Below are 15,223 nucleotides of genomic sequence, written 5' to 3'. Positions count from 1 at the left end.
AATATACAAAGAAATACATCCCCATAAAGAGGATGTCCATGAAAATATATTAAGATAAAAAATGCTTAAATCACAAATCCATCCGGCAGTATAGCGGTCTTCTTTACCACCACAATTCCGTCTTTTACGGTATATAAAGGATGGTCTGTATTGGGCAAATGACTACCCCCATTGATACGCACATCGTTACCAATGCGACAGTTCTTATCTATAATCGCATCCTTGATATAACAACGTTCTCCAATACCAATTTTAGGCAGACCTTTACTAGTGTTCAATTCCATTTCTTCAATGGTTTCATAATAGTCATTACCCATGATATAAGTACTCACTACGGTGGTGCCATGTCCTATGCGTGAACGAATACCTACTACGCTTTGTTCAATTCGGCTGGCATGAATAATAGATCCTTCCGCAATAATGGTTTTCTCTAAAGTGGTGCCACTAATTTTGGCTGGTGGCAACATACGTGCACGACTGTATACTGTTTTGGTATTATCAAATAAATTGAAAGGAGGTATTTCCTGTGTTAAGGCGAGGTTCGCTTCATAGAAAGAATAAATATTTCCGATATCTGTCCAATAGCCATCATACTGGAAACTAGACACTTTATAATTCTCAATGGAATCTGGAATAATTTCTTTACCAAAATCGGTAGCATTGGGATGTGCTTCATTCAATAATTTATCGAGAATTTTTTTATTGAAAATATAGATACCCATGGATGCCAGGTAATTTCTTCCCTGCTTCTGCATTTCTGCACCTGTATCACTTACCCATTCTGGAAGAATATCTTTTTTGGGTTTCTCAATAAAGGAAGTGATCACATTCTGCTCATTGGTTTTTAAAATCCCAAATTCAGGAGCGTCACGATCGTCTACAGGAATGGTTGCAATAGAAATATCGGTTTGGCTATCAATATGATTTTTCATCATATCCCCAAAATCCATTTGGTACAATTGATCCCCACTTAAAATCAGAATATAATCGTACTCTAAATTAGAAATATGTCTCAAAGATTGTCTTACCGCATCTGCAGTACCCTGAAACCATCCAGGGTTATCGGGAGTCTGCTCCGCTGCAAGAATATCAACGAATCCAGTGCTGAATGCACTAAAATGATACGTGTTTTTTATATGCTTATTTAATGAAGCAGAGTTAAACTGCGTTAAAACAAACATGCGATTGATTCCACTATTGATACAGTTGCTAATGGGTATATCAACCAAACGGTATTTACCTGCAATAGGTACTGCTGGTTTTGATCTACTTGCAGTTAAAGGGAAAAGTCGGGTACCTGCTCCCCCGCCTAATATCACAGCCAAAACTGATTTGGATAAAGTACTCATAAATTGATTTTCGCTTTTATATTTTGATAGCTTTATACTGCTTTGAAGTTAGTTTTTTTATTTTAAATTCTGGTAAACTTGTCGGTATTCCGCAACCGTACTCTCCCAACTATGGTCAATTTGCATCATTTGCTTACGCATTTTGTCCATATGCGCCTGATCTTGATAAACAGAGACACCCCTGCCAATAGAATACGCCAAATCTTCCACGGTAGCATTATTAAATCGAATGCCAAACCCGTCCGAATCGCCCATATCGGTTACCGTATCTTGTAAGCCCCCTGTGCTTCTTACTACAGGTACCGTTCCATACCGCATAGCATACATTTGATTCAACCCACAGGGCTCTACCCTGCTGGGCATTAATAAGAAATCGGCACCGGCATATATCAGATGACTTAGCTGTTCATTGTATCCAATGTAGGCATTGTATATTCCCTGGTGATGATTCGTCATCTGCTGTAACTCCCATTCGATATTCGTTTCCCCACTACCCAATATCAGAAAGCATGCATTACCCTGTGTTTGATGCATAGCGGTTCTAATGGCATCAGGCAGTATATCTGCTGCTTTTTCGCCTACCAATCTTCCAATGAACACAAATAAAGGCTTGGAAATATCCAATCCGAACTGTTCGCAGAGTATTTTCTTATTTTGTTCTTTTCCTTTTTTTACTGTCTTTATTGAATAATGATGGGCTAAATAGGTATCTGTTTCCGGATTCCAGACTTCATTATCAATACCGTTTAATATACCAAGGCACTTCCCCTTTTCATATTCAAACAAAGCTTCTAGCCCATTGGCATTATGTCTTAACTCATCCATATAGCTCCAACTAACCGTGGTAACTTTATCCGCACATTTTACACCTGACGCGAGGGGATTAATATTTCCTGCCCAATCGAGCATGCCACGTTTCCATAAATCCCATTTGGGTATATAAATGCTTTTATCCCAGCCCATCCATCCCTGGTACTGTCCATTATGAATGGTAAAAACGGTAGGCACAGAACCCAAGTGCTGAAAGGCATAACAATACTTCATCATGAAGGGTATAAGCGAAGTATGATGATCATGACAATGCACCACATCAGGCTTATGTTCCCAACTACTGATCCAGCTAACTACCGCTATCTGAAAAGCAGTGAACCGTTCTGCATCATCGTCGTAACCATATATTTTCTGGCGATCGAGCAGCCCATTGATATCAATTAAAAACAGGTCGAACCCCAACTTATTAGTCGGCTCTTTAATCACAGTAAAATCAAAATTCCAGTTACCCAAATTGGCACTACCCTTGAAATCGACCGTCCAGTCGTTTTCATAAAGAAACTTGGTGCGATACATGGGCATAATTACTTTGGCAATATCTCCTGATTTGCACTGGTATTTAGGCAAAGCACCTACCACATCTCCCAATCCGCCTGCTTTTGCCACCGGATAACACTCTGCACTAACATGTATAATTTCCATAAAATGCTATTATGACTTCTTTTTCAAGATAGCTAATAAACTGATTCCCTCAAATTCCGATTTAAAATTTTTGCTTCAATCAATTATTACTATTTTCCCTGTTTGTAAAATTGAACGATTGTTATGAGTCAACCTAAACAGCCTACCAATTCTGGTGCTTTAGCCACCCTTGTTATTGTATTTTTCTTTTGGGGTTTTATTGCTGCGTCCAATAGCATTTTTATCCCCTTTGCAAAAAATCATTTTCAGTTGAATCAATTTGAATCACAATTGATTGGTTCCGCATTTTATGGAGCTTATTTCATTGGTTCCCTAATTCTGTTTATACTATCCAATTTTGTAGGATATGATATCTTGAATAAAATCGGTTACAAAAAAGGAATCATTTATGGTCTTGCTATTTCAGTGGTAGGTGCATTACTGATTATTCCATCTGCCAATGCAAACTCATTCCCTGCCATTCTTGGTTCTTTCTTTATTGTTGCGTTGGGATTCTCCCTTCAACAAACTTCGGCACAACCTTTTGCAATCGTATTAGGCGATCCTTCAACAGGTTCCCATCGTTTGAATCTGGCAGGAGGTGTAAACTCGCTGGGTACCACATTGGGGCCTATTATTGTTAGTTTCTTTTTATTTGGTTCAGTAGGCAATGCTAACACAGAAGTTACCGTAACCAATATCAATACCCTTTATTTGATTGTTGCAGGTGTATTTGCAGCTGTCGCCATTTTCTTTGCAGTATCTAAATTGCCCGAAGGCAAGAATGATGAAAAATTTGAAAAAGCAAACAAAGCTGCTTCCTCCTTATTTGTGATGACTTTATTAATAGGCGCAATTATAATTGTTGGACAATTCACTGAAGTGCCCAAACTAACTTTATTGTTACTTTCACTCATTAGTGTCGTAGGAATTTTATTTTACTCCAACAGTCTGGCAGTAAAAAATCCGGAAGGATGGGGTGCTATGAAATACCAACAATTGATTTATGGCATGATTGGGATTTTTGTATATGTGGGAGTGGAAGTAACCATTGACAATAATTTTGGCGCATTACTCAGAATTCCCGGATATTTAACCGAAGCAGGTTTAGAAGAGAGTCAGATTTCCAAATATGTTTCACTCTATTGGGGTAGTTTAATGATAGGAAGATGGACTGGTGCCATTGGGGTATTTAACCTGAAAGGTGCCACCAAAACCATTGCTACGATTATTGTTCCTTTCTTTGCTTTTGGAGTAGTACTTTATGTAAATAATTTGTACGGCAGTGATGTGTCAGACTTATTTGGATATGCTGTTTACATTGCGCTGGCCATTGCAGCCTTTTTCTACGGACAAGAGAAACCAGTTAAAACTTTAGTAGCTGTTGCTTCACTGGCAACTGTTGCCATGCTGATTGGGGTATTCACCAATGGATTAATTTCTGTGTATTCTTTTATGGCTGGTGGTTTATGTTGCTCTGTAATGTGGCCATGTATTTTCTCACTAGGCGTTGGAGGATTAGGAAAATATACTAGTCAAGGCTCTGCCTTTTTAATCATGATGATTTTAGGGGGAGCCATCATTCCGCCATTACAAGGATCAATTGGAGATAGCCCTGCTATTGGCATGCATCAATCTTACCTGATAGCTGCTGCTTGCTTTGCATTTCTGGTTTATCTGGCATTAAAAATGAAATCAGTATTAAAAGCACAGGGAATTGATTTTGATGCACAAGTTGGAGGAGGACATTAATCTTTATCCAATACATATTCATTCATAATAATTAGAAAATATGAATTCCAAACAAGAAATCAGAAACACAACAGGGGCTATGGAACCATTGGCAATTGGTATTGATATAGGTGGAACAGGCACCAAATATGGTATTGTTGACCGCGTTGGAAACCTATTGTTTTCCGGTGAAATGAGTACACGCAATCACATGGAAGTGATGCCTTATATTGATGACCTATACGAAAATATAGCTCCATTGATTGAGCAGGCTGGCGGAATTGGTAGAATTAAGGGAATTGGCATTGGTGCTCCAAACGGCAACTATTATAAGAACACCATTGAATACGCTGCTAATCTTCCATGGAAAGGGATTATCCCATTTGGTAAAATGGCAGAAGACAAATTTAAACTGCCTGTAGTACTTACCAACGATGCCAATGCAGCAGCCATCGGAGAAATGATGTACGGTGCAGCGCAAGGGATGAATGATTTTATCATGATTACCTTAGGCACAGGTGTAGGGAGTGGAATTGTTGCCAATGGGAAACTGGTATATGGGCATGATGGATTCGCTGGCGAATTGGGCCATACCATTATCATCCCGGACGGCAGATTACACGAAGGAACCCAGAAAAAAGGTTCATTGGAAAGCTATGCATCTGCAACCGGCGTTCGTTTGAGTGCAATTGAATTCCTGCAAAAAAGTGACAAGCCTAGTTTACTCAGAAATATACCCTTCAATGAGATTGATTCGAAAAAAGTATATGAAGCTGCCATCGAAGGTGATGAGCTAGCAAAAGAAATATTCGAGTTTACAGGGAAAATTTTAGGAATGGCCCTTGCCAATTTCGTCATGTTCTCCAGCCCTGAGGCAATTGTATTGTTCGGGGGGTTAACCAAAGCAGGCGATTTTATACTTAAGCCTACTCGCGAACATATGGAAGCCAACCTTATTCAGGTTTTTGAGAATAAAGTAAAAATACTGGTAAGCCATTTAAAGGAATCAGATGCGGCTATTCTGGGCGCTTCTGCCCTTGTTTGGGAGATGAAATAATCCATACGGCGGGAACCGGGCGTTGCCCGGTTTTATCGCTTGGCTTAATGGTTTCATTGCCATTAATCAACAAGGTACTACTTCCTCCACCATCTAAATTTAATGCCTCAGTGCAACCTACAGACTGAAGCAAATGTGCGAGCTGCACCAAACTGGCACCCTCAGCAATACCGGGATTTCTTCCTTCTACAACCATTACAATCAAATCCCCGTTTTCAGTATATCCCATAGCTGTTCTGGGATGTTTATCATTGATTTGACTACCAGGAAAACGGATTTCTTCGTTGTTGGTAATTTGGATTTGTCCATCTTGAATCAAAACAGGACCTCCTGCTACCGCTGTCTGCATTTTCCATTTTTTCAGTCTATACTTAGATTGAATAAAAGATGGGTACACGGTAGCATTACTGTCTTTAAAAAAAGGAATCACTGTTTGAGAAGCTAGTGGATATTTATTGCTGCTGTCGGTATACAACCAGGCGATATCGGCTTTTCGTTTTCTGGAAATTCCAATTGCACTGGCAAAAGCATGACGATAAGTTAGTGTGTCTTTACCCTTACCTGGTAAACTATGAACATTATATGCTACTAGATTCCCATCCTGTACAACTGCATTTAAATTTCTGTTATTAACAAACTCAAAGAAAGTGGTATTTACCACTAGAAATGGTTGTCCATTATCCTGGTAATAGGCTGATGGAGTATATCTTTTTCCATTCCCCACTTTTATAGAGAAAAGGAGTTGGCGATTCGTAATCGGAATCTTACAAAAGAATACTTTATTCGGTTTGCCATCAAGTGAATCAGTTGAATAAAACAATTGCACACCCTTTGGCAAAGGACCAAAAGTAGTATCTGCCTGAATCCATTTATACTGGGCAGTTCCGGCAAAAGGAATCAGGAAAAATAAAAGGAATACCCTAAGCATGAACGGCTTTTTCCATTAGCCATTTGTTCTTTCCGTATCCGGGAATTACGTGCTTTTCACTATGATAAGATGATCGCACAAGCGGGCCGCTTTCAACATAATCAAACCCGATACTATAACCAATTTCACGTAATTCAGCAAATTCATCCGGATGAACAAAACGCTGTACCGGAAGATGCTTTTTAGTAGGCTGCAAATACTGGCCAAGAGTAATAACATCCGTACCCACTTCCACCAGGTCTTTCATAGTTTGCACCACTTCTTCCTTGGTTTCACCCAGCCCCAGCATGATACCGGTCTTTGTTCTCATACCCCCTTTTTTCAATGTCTCCAGCACTTCCAGACTTCTTCTGTACTTGGCCTGGATTCTAACCTGACGGGTTATTCTTTCCACTGTTTCCATATTGTGGCTAACCACTTCCGGGGCAGCATCAATAATACGCTGAATCTGATCTTTGAATCCTCTGAAATCAGGGATCAGGGTTTCCAGTGTTGTATCCGGATTTAACGCTTTTACTGCTTTAATGGTATTGTACCAGATAATGGATCCACCGTCTTTCAATTCATCTCTATCTACACTGGTAATAACCGCATGCTTCACTTTCATTAAGTGAATGGCTTCTGCTACACGCTGTGGCTCATCAAAATCAACAGCCAGGGGTCTTCCTGTGGCAACCGCACAGAATCCGCAGCTACGGGTACAGATATTACCAAGAATCATGAAAGTAGCGGTTCCTTCGCCCCAGCACTCCCCCATATTCGGGCAATTACCACTTTCACAGATGGTATGTAGTTTATGCGTATCTACCAGGCCTCTAACGTGCTTATAACTCTCCCCAATAGGCAGTTTAACCCTAAGCCAGTTGGGCTTTTTTAAGGGTGTATCGCTGGATACAACAGTATCTTGAGGTATTTTGGGTACAACAGGTAATTCTTGCATGCGCTTCAATTCTAGGGCACAAAATTAACTACTTTCTTCTACCGAATGTAAATGCTGCGTAAGCATTAAAGAAGAAGTTCTTTTCGGGGTTTAACAAAAGAATGGGCATTTTCTGGGAATAGTAGGATGCATTGATGCCCACATCAATGGCAGAAAGCAATTCATTGTAGCGGCCATAATCAAACCGAAGGGCGAATTTGGCATGAACGCCCGGCACAAATTTTATTTCATTGAAGCCTTTAAATAGCCCGCCTCTTCCCAAGATGGCATTTGGATCAAGAAAAATAGCTTCATTGGTTCCGTCGTATTTAATTTGCTTTCTCTCCCCTGTCTGGAGATTCTGAACATCTAAATAATAAGGTTTTAGTAATCCGGCACTCAATCCTGCACCATATATAGCAGAAACTGCAATACCATTTTTATTTCCTTTACCCCCTATTAATTTCTGCTGTCCAAAACCTAAATTGAGGTAATAGAAATTATTCTGTTTTCCATAGATATAATTGGAAATCAGAATAAACCCACCAGAGGAGGAAAGTGTAGGTATGCGCTCTTCCTTGGGATGTTTTCTTTCTCCAAATTCCAACCACCATAGATTGGTGGAAGTAATGGATTTATATTTGCCTTTTTCGTATTTCAGTCCCCAGCCATCCGTATTTAAATTAATACTGAAAGCACTTTGTTTATTAAATATTAATGCACCTTCTTCTTCCTGTTTAATTAACTGGTTTATTTTCTCCCTTCTCTCCTCCTTCTTTTGAGCACGTTGCATAGCGGCTTCAGAAAGTTGTTTTTTCTGCGCCATTAACCCTGTTCCCGACAAGAGACAAACCACGAAAAATAGTTTCTTCACTTCCATTTAATTTGATAGATGTAAATTTAAAGCAAAATTGATGCAATGACTTCACAAATTATTTATACCAGCGACTTAAGAACCACTGCTACCCATTTACAAAGCGGATCTGCAATTGAAACCGATGCACCTACCGACAACAAGGGAAAAGGGGAAAGGTTTTCCCCCACCGATTTAGTGGCAACTGCACTGGCTTCCTGTATGATTACCACCATGGGCATCAAAGCCCAGACCATGGACAATATTATACTGGACGGAACAAAGGCAGATGTTACCAAAGTAATGTATCCGGATCCTCGCCGTATTGGCAAAATCGTCATACATATTCAATTTCCTGAATCCTTACAAAACCTGAGCGATAAGGAAAAAACCATTTTGGAAAACACCGCCAGAACCTGTCCGGTAGAAAGGTCATTACATCCCGATCTGGAACTGGATCTAACATTCAGCTGGTAGAAGATACGGAAAAAGGAAAGGCTGCTGCTTAGAAAACAGGCAGCGCCTTCACCACCCTGCTTACCGGCAAGCCCATCACATTGTAAAAATCCCCGTTAATAGAGGCGATTCCAATCACTCCAATCCATTCCTGTATGGCATAAGCACCTGCTTTATCATAAGGCTTATATTGGTCTACATAATGTTCTATCTGTGCCTGACTTAGTGCATGAAACTGAACATGGGTTGTTTCTGAAAAAGCAATCTCTTCTTGTTTGTCTAAAATAACTACACCGGTAATAACCCTGTGTTGCTGACCAGACAATCTGGAAAGCATGGCAATGGCATCTGCTCTATCTTTTGGCTTATTGATGATCTCGTTGTTTAATACCACAACAGTATCCGCTGCCAAATAAACTGGTGATTCAAAATCTTTACCATCCAGCTTTCTTTTTTCCTGAACAGCAATTGCTTTTGCGCGGGCAATATGAATGGGAATTTCAGTAGGATCCATTTCCGTTGAAAAACTTTCATCCGTTTCTACAACTTCAATTGTAAAATTAATTTCAGCCCATTCCAGTAATTGTTTTCTTCTAGGGCTTTGGGAAGCCAGTATTAATGATCTTTGCATGTTAACTAATCATAAAATTGAAAGAATACCATAGACAGAATACCTGTAAACATTACCCACTTAATTAAGGTACTTAAACGATGATATTCCTTTATTGTATGCGCTTTGTATAGTTTATGTGCAATAACTGCAAGGGGCATTATAATAAATAGCAAACAGTACAAAGCACTATGCCACCAACCAAGGCCCAACACATAAAACTGTAAAATCAATAAGGCAGCAATTAATACCACAAGCCAAACTGCAACAAATACCTTAGTTGCACGAATACCCCAGACAATGGGCATGGTTCTACATCCATACTTTTGATCACCCTCCATATCTTCCATATCTTTTACAACTTCCCTTACCAAAGAAATAATAAAGGCAAACGCAGCATATAAAATAGTTAATCGGAAAAACCGCACTTTGTCATGATCTAGCCCAAGCATTTCGTGCATTACCAGAGGATATTTGGCAAAGAATAAAATTAAAATGACCCAGGCTGTTAGGAATGAAATCAGGACATTCCCAATTAACAATTGTTTTTTAAAATTGGTAGAATATAACCACAACAATAAAATTGCTGCCAGGTTGCCCAGCACCAGGTGCCAGTATTGGTTTATTGGTAAAGCCAATGCTGTAAAGAAAAGACCTGCAAGGCTCAAAGTCATATGCCAGAATATGACCCATCTTCTGTTGATGATTACATTCACCACCATTTTTTCCGGTTTATTTACTTGATCAATATTCTGATCAAAATAATCATTGATAATATAACCGGCTGCAGCTATGAAAACAGAGGCGATTAGCAGTTGTATAAATGTATTCGAAAATGCAGTTAAGTTGCTGGATGGATAAACACGACCATAAATTGCCCACTCAAATAAACACTGTGTAAGAACAATGAATACCAGATTTGGCCATCTAATCAGTCTTAAGAATGCGGCAATAAGTTTCAAAAGCTACGCTTATTTATATCAGCGCCTATTGGGCTCTGAGTGTAAAATCTTCATTCCAGTCATTACGGAGTTTCATTACCTTTTCTATCACTTCCCTTACGCAGCCCATCCCGCCGTTTTTCTCTGAAATATAATAAGATACCGATTTAATTTCTGTTACCGCATCAGCCGGACACACTGCCATTCCTGCCCATTGCATACAGGCAAGATCGGGTATATCATCCCCCATGTACAGACAATGCTGCTGATCCTCTATCTTGTTACCAACCAGTTCCTGCAAGAGGGATAGCTTGTCGGTAACCTGCATATGTACTTCTTTTACCCCTAGTTTGTTCAGTCGCTCCATTACTTCAGGTGATTGACCACCGGAAATGATAATAACACGGTACCCTTTTTTAATGGCCAGCTGTAGTGCATATCCATCTTTGATGTTCATGCTGCGTACCATGAGCCCGTTGGGCATAACCAGTAAAGTACCATCGGTTAATACCCCGTCAACATCAAATACAAACGTTTTGATTAAACTGAACTTTTCCAATATATTATTTTTGGTTATCTCTCCATTCATACACCCAGGCACTCTGAATCATTTCCAGATGACCTTCTGTGCTTTGCTCTCTGGTACCTTCAAAACCAGGCACTTCTAAAATCCATTCCAATAAATCAGTAAAACGGATTCTGTAAATTTTAGCTTCAGTGAAATCGTCTCCGAAACGCTCATACAATTTCATGGCAATATCTTCGTGGTCATTCCAATGAATGGGTGGCTCAAAATGGCTCATATATTTTCTTTAAAGTACTTGACTGAATAATTATTCTCCTAAAAATTGGGTTTGATCAGGTAAGGTAACACTGACTTTACCGGAACCAGGCTGCAGAACACACTGACAACCCAATCTTGAATTAATTCTTGGATTCACTGCTCTGTCAATAAAATCTTCTTCTCTGTCACCCAATTCTTCCAAGTGTTCCGCGCCACTGTTCACATACAAATGACAGGTACTGCAAGCGCAAACTGCCCCGCAATTGTGGTGCAATTCAATGCCATTGTCTAAGCAAACCTCCAGTAAACTCTGGTCAGGGGCAATATTATCCAAGACTACTTTCTCTAATCCTTTCTGTTCAAATTCAATTTCAATGGTATACATAATCACAATTTGGTTGGCAAAAGTATTTAAAACTCTTATTAACCCCTATTATGCTAAAAAGTTTAGTCGGAATTAATTAAATATCTTTGAATCATGAAGATGAAATGGAGTCAGCGGATATTGCTTAAATATTACAGAACTAAAATAAAAACACTCGGGATAGTTTCACCCGAAAAAGCAGCAGCTGCTGCTTTTGACCTGTTCTGCACCCCTTTCAAAGTTAAAAAAGGAGTCAAGATCCCCTCCATTTTTCACCATTCAACCCCTGTATCGGTAGATCTCAGAGACGTAACGGTAAGGGGATTCCAATGGAAATCTGAACTGGCTCAAGCAAAAAAAGTACTGATCATTCACGGTTTCAGTAGTTATTCTTACAAATTTGAGCCCTATGTAACGGCATTGGTGAAAAGTGGATACGAGGTACTGGCATTTGATGCACCCGGACACGGAATTAGTGATGGTAAAAGAATTAATGCGCTTATTTACAGGGATTGTATCCTGGCCATAGAAAAACAATTTGGTCCTTTCTATGGGATGATTGGTCATTCACTGGGCGGCTTAGCCGCCAGCTTAGCCATTGAGAAAATGGAAAATATCAGCAATAGAAAACTGGTATTAATTGCCCCTGCTACTGAAACAAAAAGAGCCATCGAGAACTTTTTCGCCCTGATTCCTGCAAAAAAAGAAGTGCAAGAGGCATTTGAAGCCTATATCCGGCAATTGGCGGGAGAACCAATAGAATATTTTTCTGTTCCCAGAGTGGTAAAAAAAATAGCTGCAAAGGTACTTTGGGTACACGATGAAACAGATACCATCTGCACATTCAAAGATGTAAAACCACTATTAACAGAGGATATACCCAGTACACAATTTTATATAACACATGGATTGGGGCACAATAAAATATATAAGGAATCAAGTACGCGCAACAAAATAATGGCATTTTTGGAACCTTCTTCCGAGCCCAATTTTTTGTGATTTAATCCTTTCACCTAATATTGCATTGCATTTAACCCAAATCATTGAAGTAAAATCTTAGAATCGGAATTTCTACATGGCAAAAAATTTACTGATCGTTGAGTCGCCCGCAAAAGCAAAAACCATTGAAAAAATTCTGGGTAAGGATTTTGAAGTGAGAAGTTGTTATGGTCATATTAGAGACCTGGAAAAGGACGACATGGGTATAGATGTAAACAATCATTATCAGCCCCGTTACAAGGTTCCTGACGAGAAGGAAAAAGTTGTAAAAGAGCTGAAACAAATGGCTAAAAAAGCTGAAGAAGTATGGCTTGCATCGGATGAGGACCGTGAAGGAGAAAGCATCAGCTGGCATTTGGCAGAAGTTTTAGGCTTAGACCCTCGTTCTACTAAAAGAATTGTTTTCCATGAAATTACTGCACCCGCTATCAAAAAAGCAGTAGATAATCCCAGGCTAATTAACATGAACCTGGTGAACGCCCAGCAAGCAAGAAGGGTATTGGATCGTTTGGTGGGATTTGAATTGAGTCCGGTTTTATGGCGTAAAATTGGCATGCAAAGAAGTCTGAGTGCAGGAAGGGTGCAAAGTGTAGCGGTACGACTAATCGTTGAGAGAGAGCGTGAAATCAATCAGTTCATTTCGGAAAGTTCCTATAAGATTGAAGCGGTATTTAAAGCCACTGATATTAATGGGAAACCCGTACAATTCAAAGCGGAAGGCCCTGGAAGATTGCATACAACGGAAGAAGCAGGTGCTTTTCTTGAAAGTTGCATAAATGCAAAATATACCGTTAAAGACATTCAGGTAAAACCTGCTAAAAGAACACCGGCTGCCCCCTTTACTACTTCTACCCTACAGCAGGAAGCTTCCAGAAAAATGGGCTATAGTGTAAGCAAGACCATGCTTATAGCGCAAAAATTATATGAAAGTGGTAAAATCACTTATATGCGTACAGATAGTATTGCATTGAGTGAAACAGCATTGGGGGATATACAGAACGAAATCAATAAAAGCTACGGGTCTAAATACCATCAGCCCCGTAAGTTCAAGAATAAAAACGAAAGTGCACAGGAAGCACACGAAGCCATTCGTCCTACCTATATGAGCAATCATACGGTGGAAGATGAAGAATGTAAGCGATTGTATGAACTCATTTGGAAAAGAACCATTGCTTCTCAAATGAGCGATGCTGCTTTTGAAAAAACAACAGCTAAAATTGAAGTAAGCACTAACCACGAAATGCTCACTGCCACAGGCGAAGTCATGCAATTTGATGGATTTTTAAAGGTATACATGGAGGGCAAAGACGAAGAAGATGAAGAGAGCACAGAAGGTATGTTACCACCTATAAAAGTGAATGAGGTGCTTGATTTTCAGTACATGAATGCAAGTGAAAAATTCACAAAGCCTGCGGCAAGATATACTGAAGCTTCCCTTGTAAAAAAACTGGAAGAATTAGGCATTGGAAGACCTTCTACCTACGCTCCTACCATTTCTACCATCATGAAAAGGAACTATGTAGAAAAAAGGGATAAGGAAGGAATCAGGAGAGCAGCCACTATATTAAAGCTGACTGCTAGCAATGAAATTGAAAAGGAAATTATTCAGGAAAATACCGGAGCGGAAAAAGGAAAACTATTCCCTACCGATTTGGGAATGGTTGTTACAGATTTTCTGAAACAACACTTTAATAAAGTGATGGACTTTGGCTTTACCGCCAAAATTGAAGCAGAATTCGATGAAATTGCAGAGGGTAATTTAACCTGGAATAATATGATTGATGGTTTTTATAAACCCTTTCATGAAACTATTGAACATACACTGGAAAATGCAGAGAGAGCCAAGGGCGAAAGAGAGTTGGGTATTGATGCAGCAACCGGAAAAAGAGTAATCGCCCGTATGGGGAGATATGGTCCGATGGTACAAATTGGAGACACGAGTGATGAAAATGAGAAAGCGCGTTTTGCCAAATTGAAACCCTCTCAAAGCATTGAAACCATTACTATGGAAGAAGCCATGGAACTGTTTTCTTTGCCAAGAACATTGGGCGAATACGAAGGAGCAGAATTGTCTGTAAACCTTGGAAGATTTGGTCCCTATATTAAATTAGGGGAACAATTCATCTCTATTCCCAAAGGGGAAGATTTACACGAGATGGATCTGACCAGAGCCATTCAATTGATTAAGGAAAAACAGGAGGCCGATGCCCCCGTTGCATTTTACAATGAATTACCCGTAACAAAAGGCAAAGGAAGATTCGGGCCATTCATTAAATGGAATGATTTGTTTATCAATATCCCAAAGGCGTATAATTTTGATTCATTGAGTCAACAGGACATTAATGAATTGATTGAAAAGAAACTGGAAAAAGAAGCCAACCGCTTCATTCAGCAATGGCCATCAGAGAAAATTGCCATTGAAAACGGTCGCTGGGGTCCGTTTATCCGCTTCCAGAAGAAAATGCTAAAATTGGGGAAATTGGCAGACGGCACAAAACCAACTGCCGAATCGCTCTCGAACATCAGTTTGGAGGATGTAAAGAAAATGATTGAAGAGCAGTTACCTGGAGCTTTCACCAAAAAAACAGCAGCAAAGAAAGCCGCTACCAAAAAGGCAGCTTCCAAGAAAGCAGCGCCAAAGAAGTCCGTTACTAAAAAAGCCACTCCTAAAAAAACGACAAAGTAGTTCAGCGGAATTTTCGCCAGCTATTGGAATAGCTTCCAGCAATTACAAATTTTAGTTATAGCAAGTATTATTGCCATAAAAAAACTCCGACTTA

General features: G+C 39.6%; 15 protein-coding genes. 5 read left to right on the top strand and 10 right to left on the bottom strand.

The window, feature by feature from the left end:
• Positions 1-65: 65 nt before the first annotated feature.
• A complete protein-coding gene (locus tag TEGAF0_RS01025) occupies positions 66-1,349 on the bottom strand; it encodes a glucose-1-phosphate adenylyltransferase (RefSeq protein WP_264899326.1) in 1,284 nt (427 codons plus the stop codon).
• Positions 1,350-1,406: 57 nt separating this feature from the next.
• Positions 1,407-2,822 (bottom strand): glycogen synthase, encoded by a 1,416-nt coding sequence (locus tag TEGAF0_RS01020; RefSeq protein ID WP_264899325.1) that lies wholly within the window; start codon positions 2,820-2,822, stop codon positions 1,407-1,409.
• Positions 2,823-2,945: 123 nt separating this feature from the next.
• Here TEGAF0_RS01020 and TEGAF0_RS01015 point away from each other — a divergent pair, with 123 nt between their 5' ends.
• Together TEGAF0_RS01015 and TEGAF0_RS01010 are read left to right on the top strand one after the other, a co-directional pair.
• Positions 2,946-4,553: an MFS transporter gene (locus TEGAF0_RS01015; protein ID WP_264899323.1), complete on the top strand. Its 1,608-nt coding sequence runs from the start codon at positions 2,946-2,948 to the stop codon at positions 4,551-4,553.
• Positions 4,554-4,593: 40 nt separating this feature from the next.
• Positions 4,594-5,589 carry an ROK family protein gene (locus TEGAF0_RS01010; RefSeq protein ID WP_264899322.1) on the top strand — a complete coding sequence of 332 codons (996 nt, stop codon included), beginning with the start codon at positions 4,594-4,596 and terminating at the stop codon, positions 5,587-5,589.
• Here the strand turns inward: TEGAF0_RS01010 and TEGAF0_RS01005 are convergent.
• Genes TEGAF0_RS01005 through TEGAF0_RS00995 form a run of 3 tightly spaced genes read right to left on the bottom strand, consistent with a single transcriptional unit; the run spans position 5,549 to position 8,310 of the window.
• Entirely contained in the window at positions 5,549-6,517 is a 969-nt protein-coding gene (locus TEGAF0_RS01005) for a phosphodiester glycosidase family protein (RefSeq protein WP_264899320.1), read from the bottom strand. The two genes, TEGAF0_RS01010 and TEGAF0_RS01005, sit on opposite strands and share 41 nt — an antisense overlap.
• Positions 6,510-7,457, bottom strand: a complete 948-nt coding sequence (gene lipA / locus TEGAF0_RS01000) for a lipoyl synthase (RefSeq protein ID WP_264899318.1) — start codon at positions 7,455-7,457, stop codon at positions 6,510-6,512. Before lipA ends, TEGAF0_RS01005 begins: the two co-directional genes overlap by 8 nt.
• A gap of 28 nt (positions 7,458-7,485) precedes the next feature.
• Positions 7,486-8,310, bottom strand: coding sequence for a hypothetical protein (locus TEGAF0_RS00995; RefSeq protein WP_264899317.1), 825 nt, complete (start codon positions 8,308-8,310; stop codon positions 7,486-7,488).
• 45 nt (positions 8,311-8,355) lie between these two features.
• On the opposite strand from TEGAF0_RS00995, the gene TEGAF0_RS00990 reads away from it, so the two are divergent.
• Positions 8,356-8,766 carry an OsmC family protein gene (locus tag TEGAF0_RS00990; RefSeq protein WP_264899315.1) on the top strand — a complete coding sequence of 137 codons (411 nt, stop codon included), beginning with the start codon at positions 8,356-8,358 and terminating at the stop codon, positions 8,764-8,766.
• Between the two features lie 28 nt (positions 8,767-8,794).
• On the opposite strand, the gene TEGAF0_RS00985 is transcribed toward TEGAF0_RS00990, so the two are convergent.
• From TEGAF0_RS00985 to TEGAF0_RS00965, 5 genes are read right to left on the bottom strand one after another with little or no spacing between them, the layout of a single operon-like run.
• Positions 8,795-9,376, bottom strand: coding sequence for a Maf family protein (locus TEGAF0_RS00985; RefSeq protein ID WP_264899313.1), 582 nt, complete (start codon positions 9,374-9,376; stop codon positions 8,795-8,797).
• Between the two features lie 5 nt (positions 9,377-9,381).
• Positions 9,382-10,317 carry a geranylgeranylglycerol-phosphate geranylgeranyltransferase gene (locus TEGAF0_RS00980; protein WP_264899312.1) on the bottom strand — a complete coding sequence of 312 codons (936 nt, stop codon included), beginning with the start codon at positions 10,315-10,317 and terminating at the stop codon, positions 9,382-9,384.
• A gap of 25 nt (positions 10,318-10,342) precedes the next feature.
• The gene (locus TEGAF0_RS00975; RefSeq protein ID WP_264899311.1) at positions 10,343-10,855 is read right to left on the bottom strand and encodes a KdsC family phosphatase; all 513 of its coding nucleotides are present in this window, start codon (positions 10,853-10,855) and stop codon (positions 10,343-10,345) included.
• A 4-nt stretch (positions 10,856-10,859) separates the two neighbouring features.
• Positions 10,860-11,099, bottom strand: a complete 240-nt coding sequence (gene iscX / locus TEGAF0_RS00970) for a Fe-S cluster assembly protein IscX (protein WP_026751494.1) — start codon at positions 11,097-11,099, stop codon at positions 10,860-10,862.
• 30 nt (positions 11,100-11,129) lie between these two features.
• Complete coding sequence (locus tag TEGAF0_RS00965; RefSeq protein ID WP_264899308.1) at positions 11,130-11,465, bottom strand: 2Fe-2S iron-sulfur cluster-binding protein; 336 nt, start codon at positions 11,463-11,465, stop codon at positions 11,130-11,132.
• Positions 11,466-11,558: 93 nt separating this feature from the next.
• On the opposite strand from TEGAF0_RS00965, the gene TEGAF0_RS00960 reads away from it, so the two are divergent.
• Positions 11,559-12,443: an alpha/beta hydrolase gene (locus tag TEGAF0_RS00960; RefSeq protein WP_264899307.1), complete on the top strand. Its 885-nt coding sequence runs from the start codon at positions 11,559-11,561 to the stop codon at positions 12,441-12,443.
• Between the two features lie 76 nt (positions 12,444-12,519).
• Positions 12,520-15,129, top strand: coding sequence for a type I DNA topoisomerase (gene topA, locus TEGAF0_RS00955; RefSeq protein WP_264899305.1), 2,610 nt, complete (start codon positions 12,520-12,522; stop codon positions 15,127-15,129).
• Positions 15,130-15,223: the final 94 nt, after the last annotated feature.

The sequence above is a fragment of the Sediminibacterium sp. TEGAF015 genome (assembly GCF_025997995.1).
Taxonomy (GTDB): Bacteria; Bacteroidota; Bacteroidia; order Chitinophagales; family Chitinophagaceae; genus Sediminibacterium.
The sequence above is the reverse complement of the archived record's forward strand: the minus strand, read 5'-3'. Positions and strand labels throughout refer to the sequence as shown.

Coding starts and splice junctions, on each gene's coding strand:
- TEGAF0_RS00960 (WP_264899307.1), top strand. CDS start 11,559: ATGAAGATGAAATGGAGTCAGCGGATATTGCTTAAATATTACAGAACT.
- TEGAF0_RS01005 (WP_264899320.1), bottom strand. CDS start 6,517: ATGCTTAGGGTATTCCTTTTATTTTTCCTGATTCCTTTTGCCGGAACT.
- iscX (WP_026751494.1), bottom strand. CDS start 11,099: ATGAGCCATTTTGAGCCACCCATTCATTGGAATGACCACGAAGATATT.
- TEGAF0_RS01015 (WP_264899323.1), top strand. CDS start 2,946: ATGAGTCAACCTAAACAGCCTACCAATTCTGGTGCTTTAGCCACCCTT.
- TEGAF0_RS00990 (WP_264899315.1), top strand. CDS start 8,356: ATGACTTCACAAATTATTTATACCAGCGACTTAAGAACCACTGCTACC.
- TEGAF0_RS01010 (WP_264899322.1), top strand. CDS start 4,594: ATGAATTCCAAACAAGAAATCAGAAACACAACAGGGGCTATGGAACCA.
- lipA (WP_264899318.1), bottom strand. CDS start 7,457: ATGCAAGAATTACCTGTTGTACCCAAAATACCTCAAGATACTGTTGTA.
- TEGAF0_RS01020 (WP_264899325.1), bottom strand. CDS start 2,822: ATGGAAATTATACATGTTAGTGCAGAGTGTTATCCGGTGGCAAAAGCA.
- topA (WP_264899305.1), top strand. CDS start 12,520: ATGGCAAAAAATTTACTGATCGTTGAGTCGCCCGCAAAAGCAAAAACC.
- TEGAF0_RS00965 (WP_264899308.1), bottom strand. CDS start 11,465: ATGTATACCATTGAAATTGAATTTGAACAGAAAGGATTAGAGAAAGTA.
- TEGAF0_RS01025 (WP_264899326.1), bottom strand. CDS start 1,349: ATGAGTACTTTATCCAAATCAGTTTTGGCTGTGATATTAGGCGGGGGA.
- TEGAF0_RS00985 (WP_264899313.1), bottom strand. CDS start 9,376: ATGCAAAGATCATTAATACTGGCTTCCCAAAGCCCTAGAAGAAAACAA.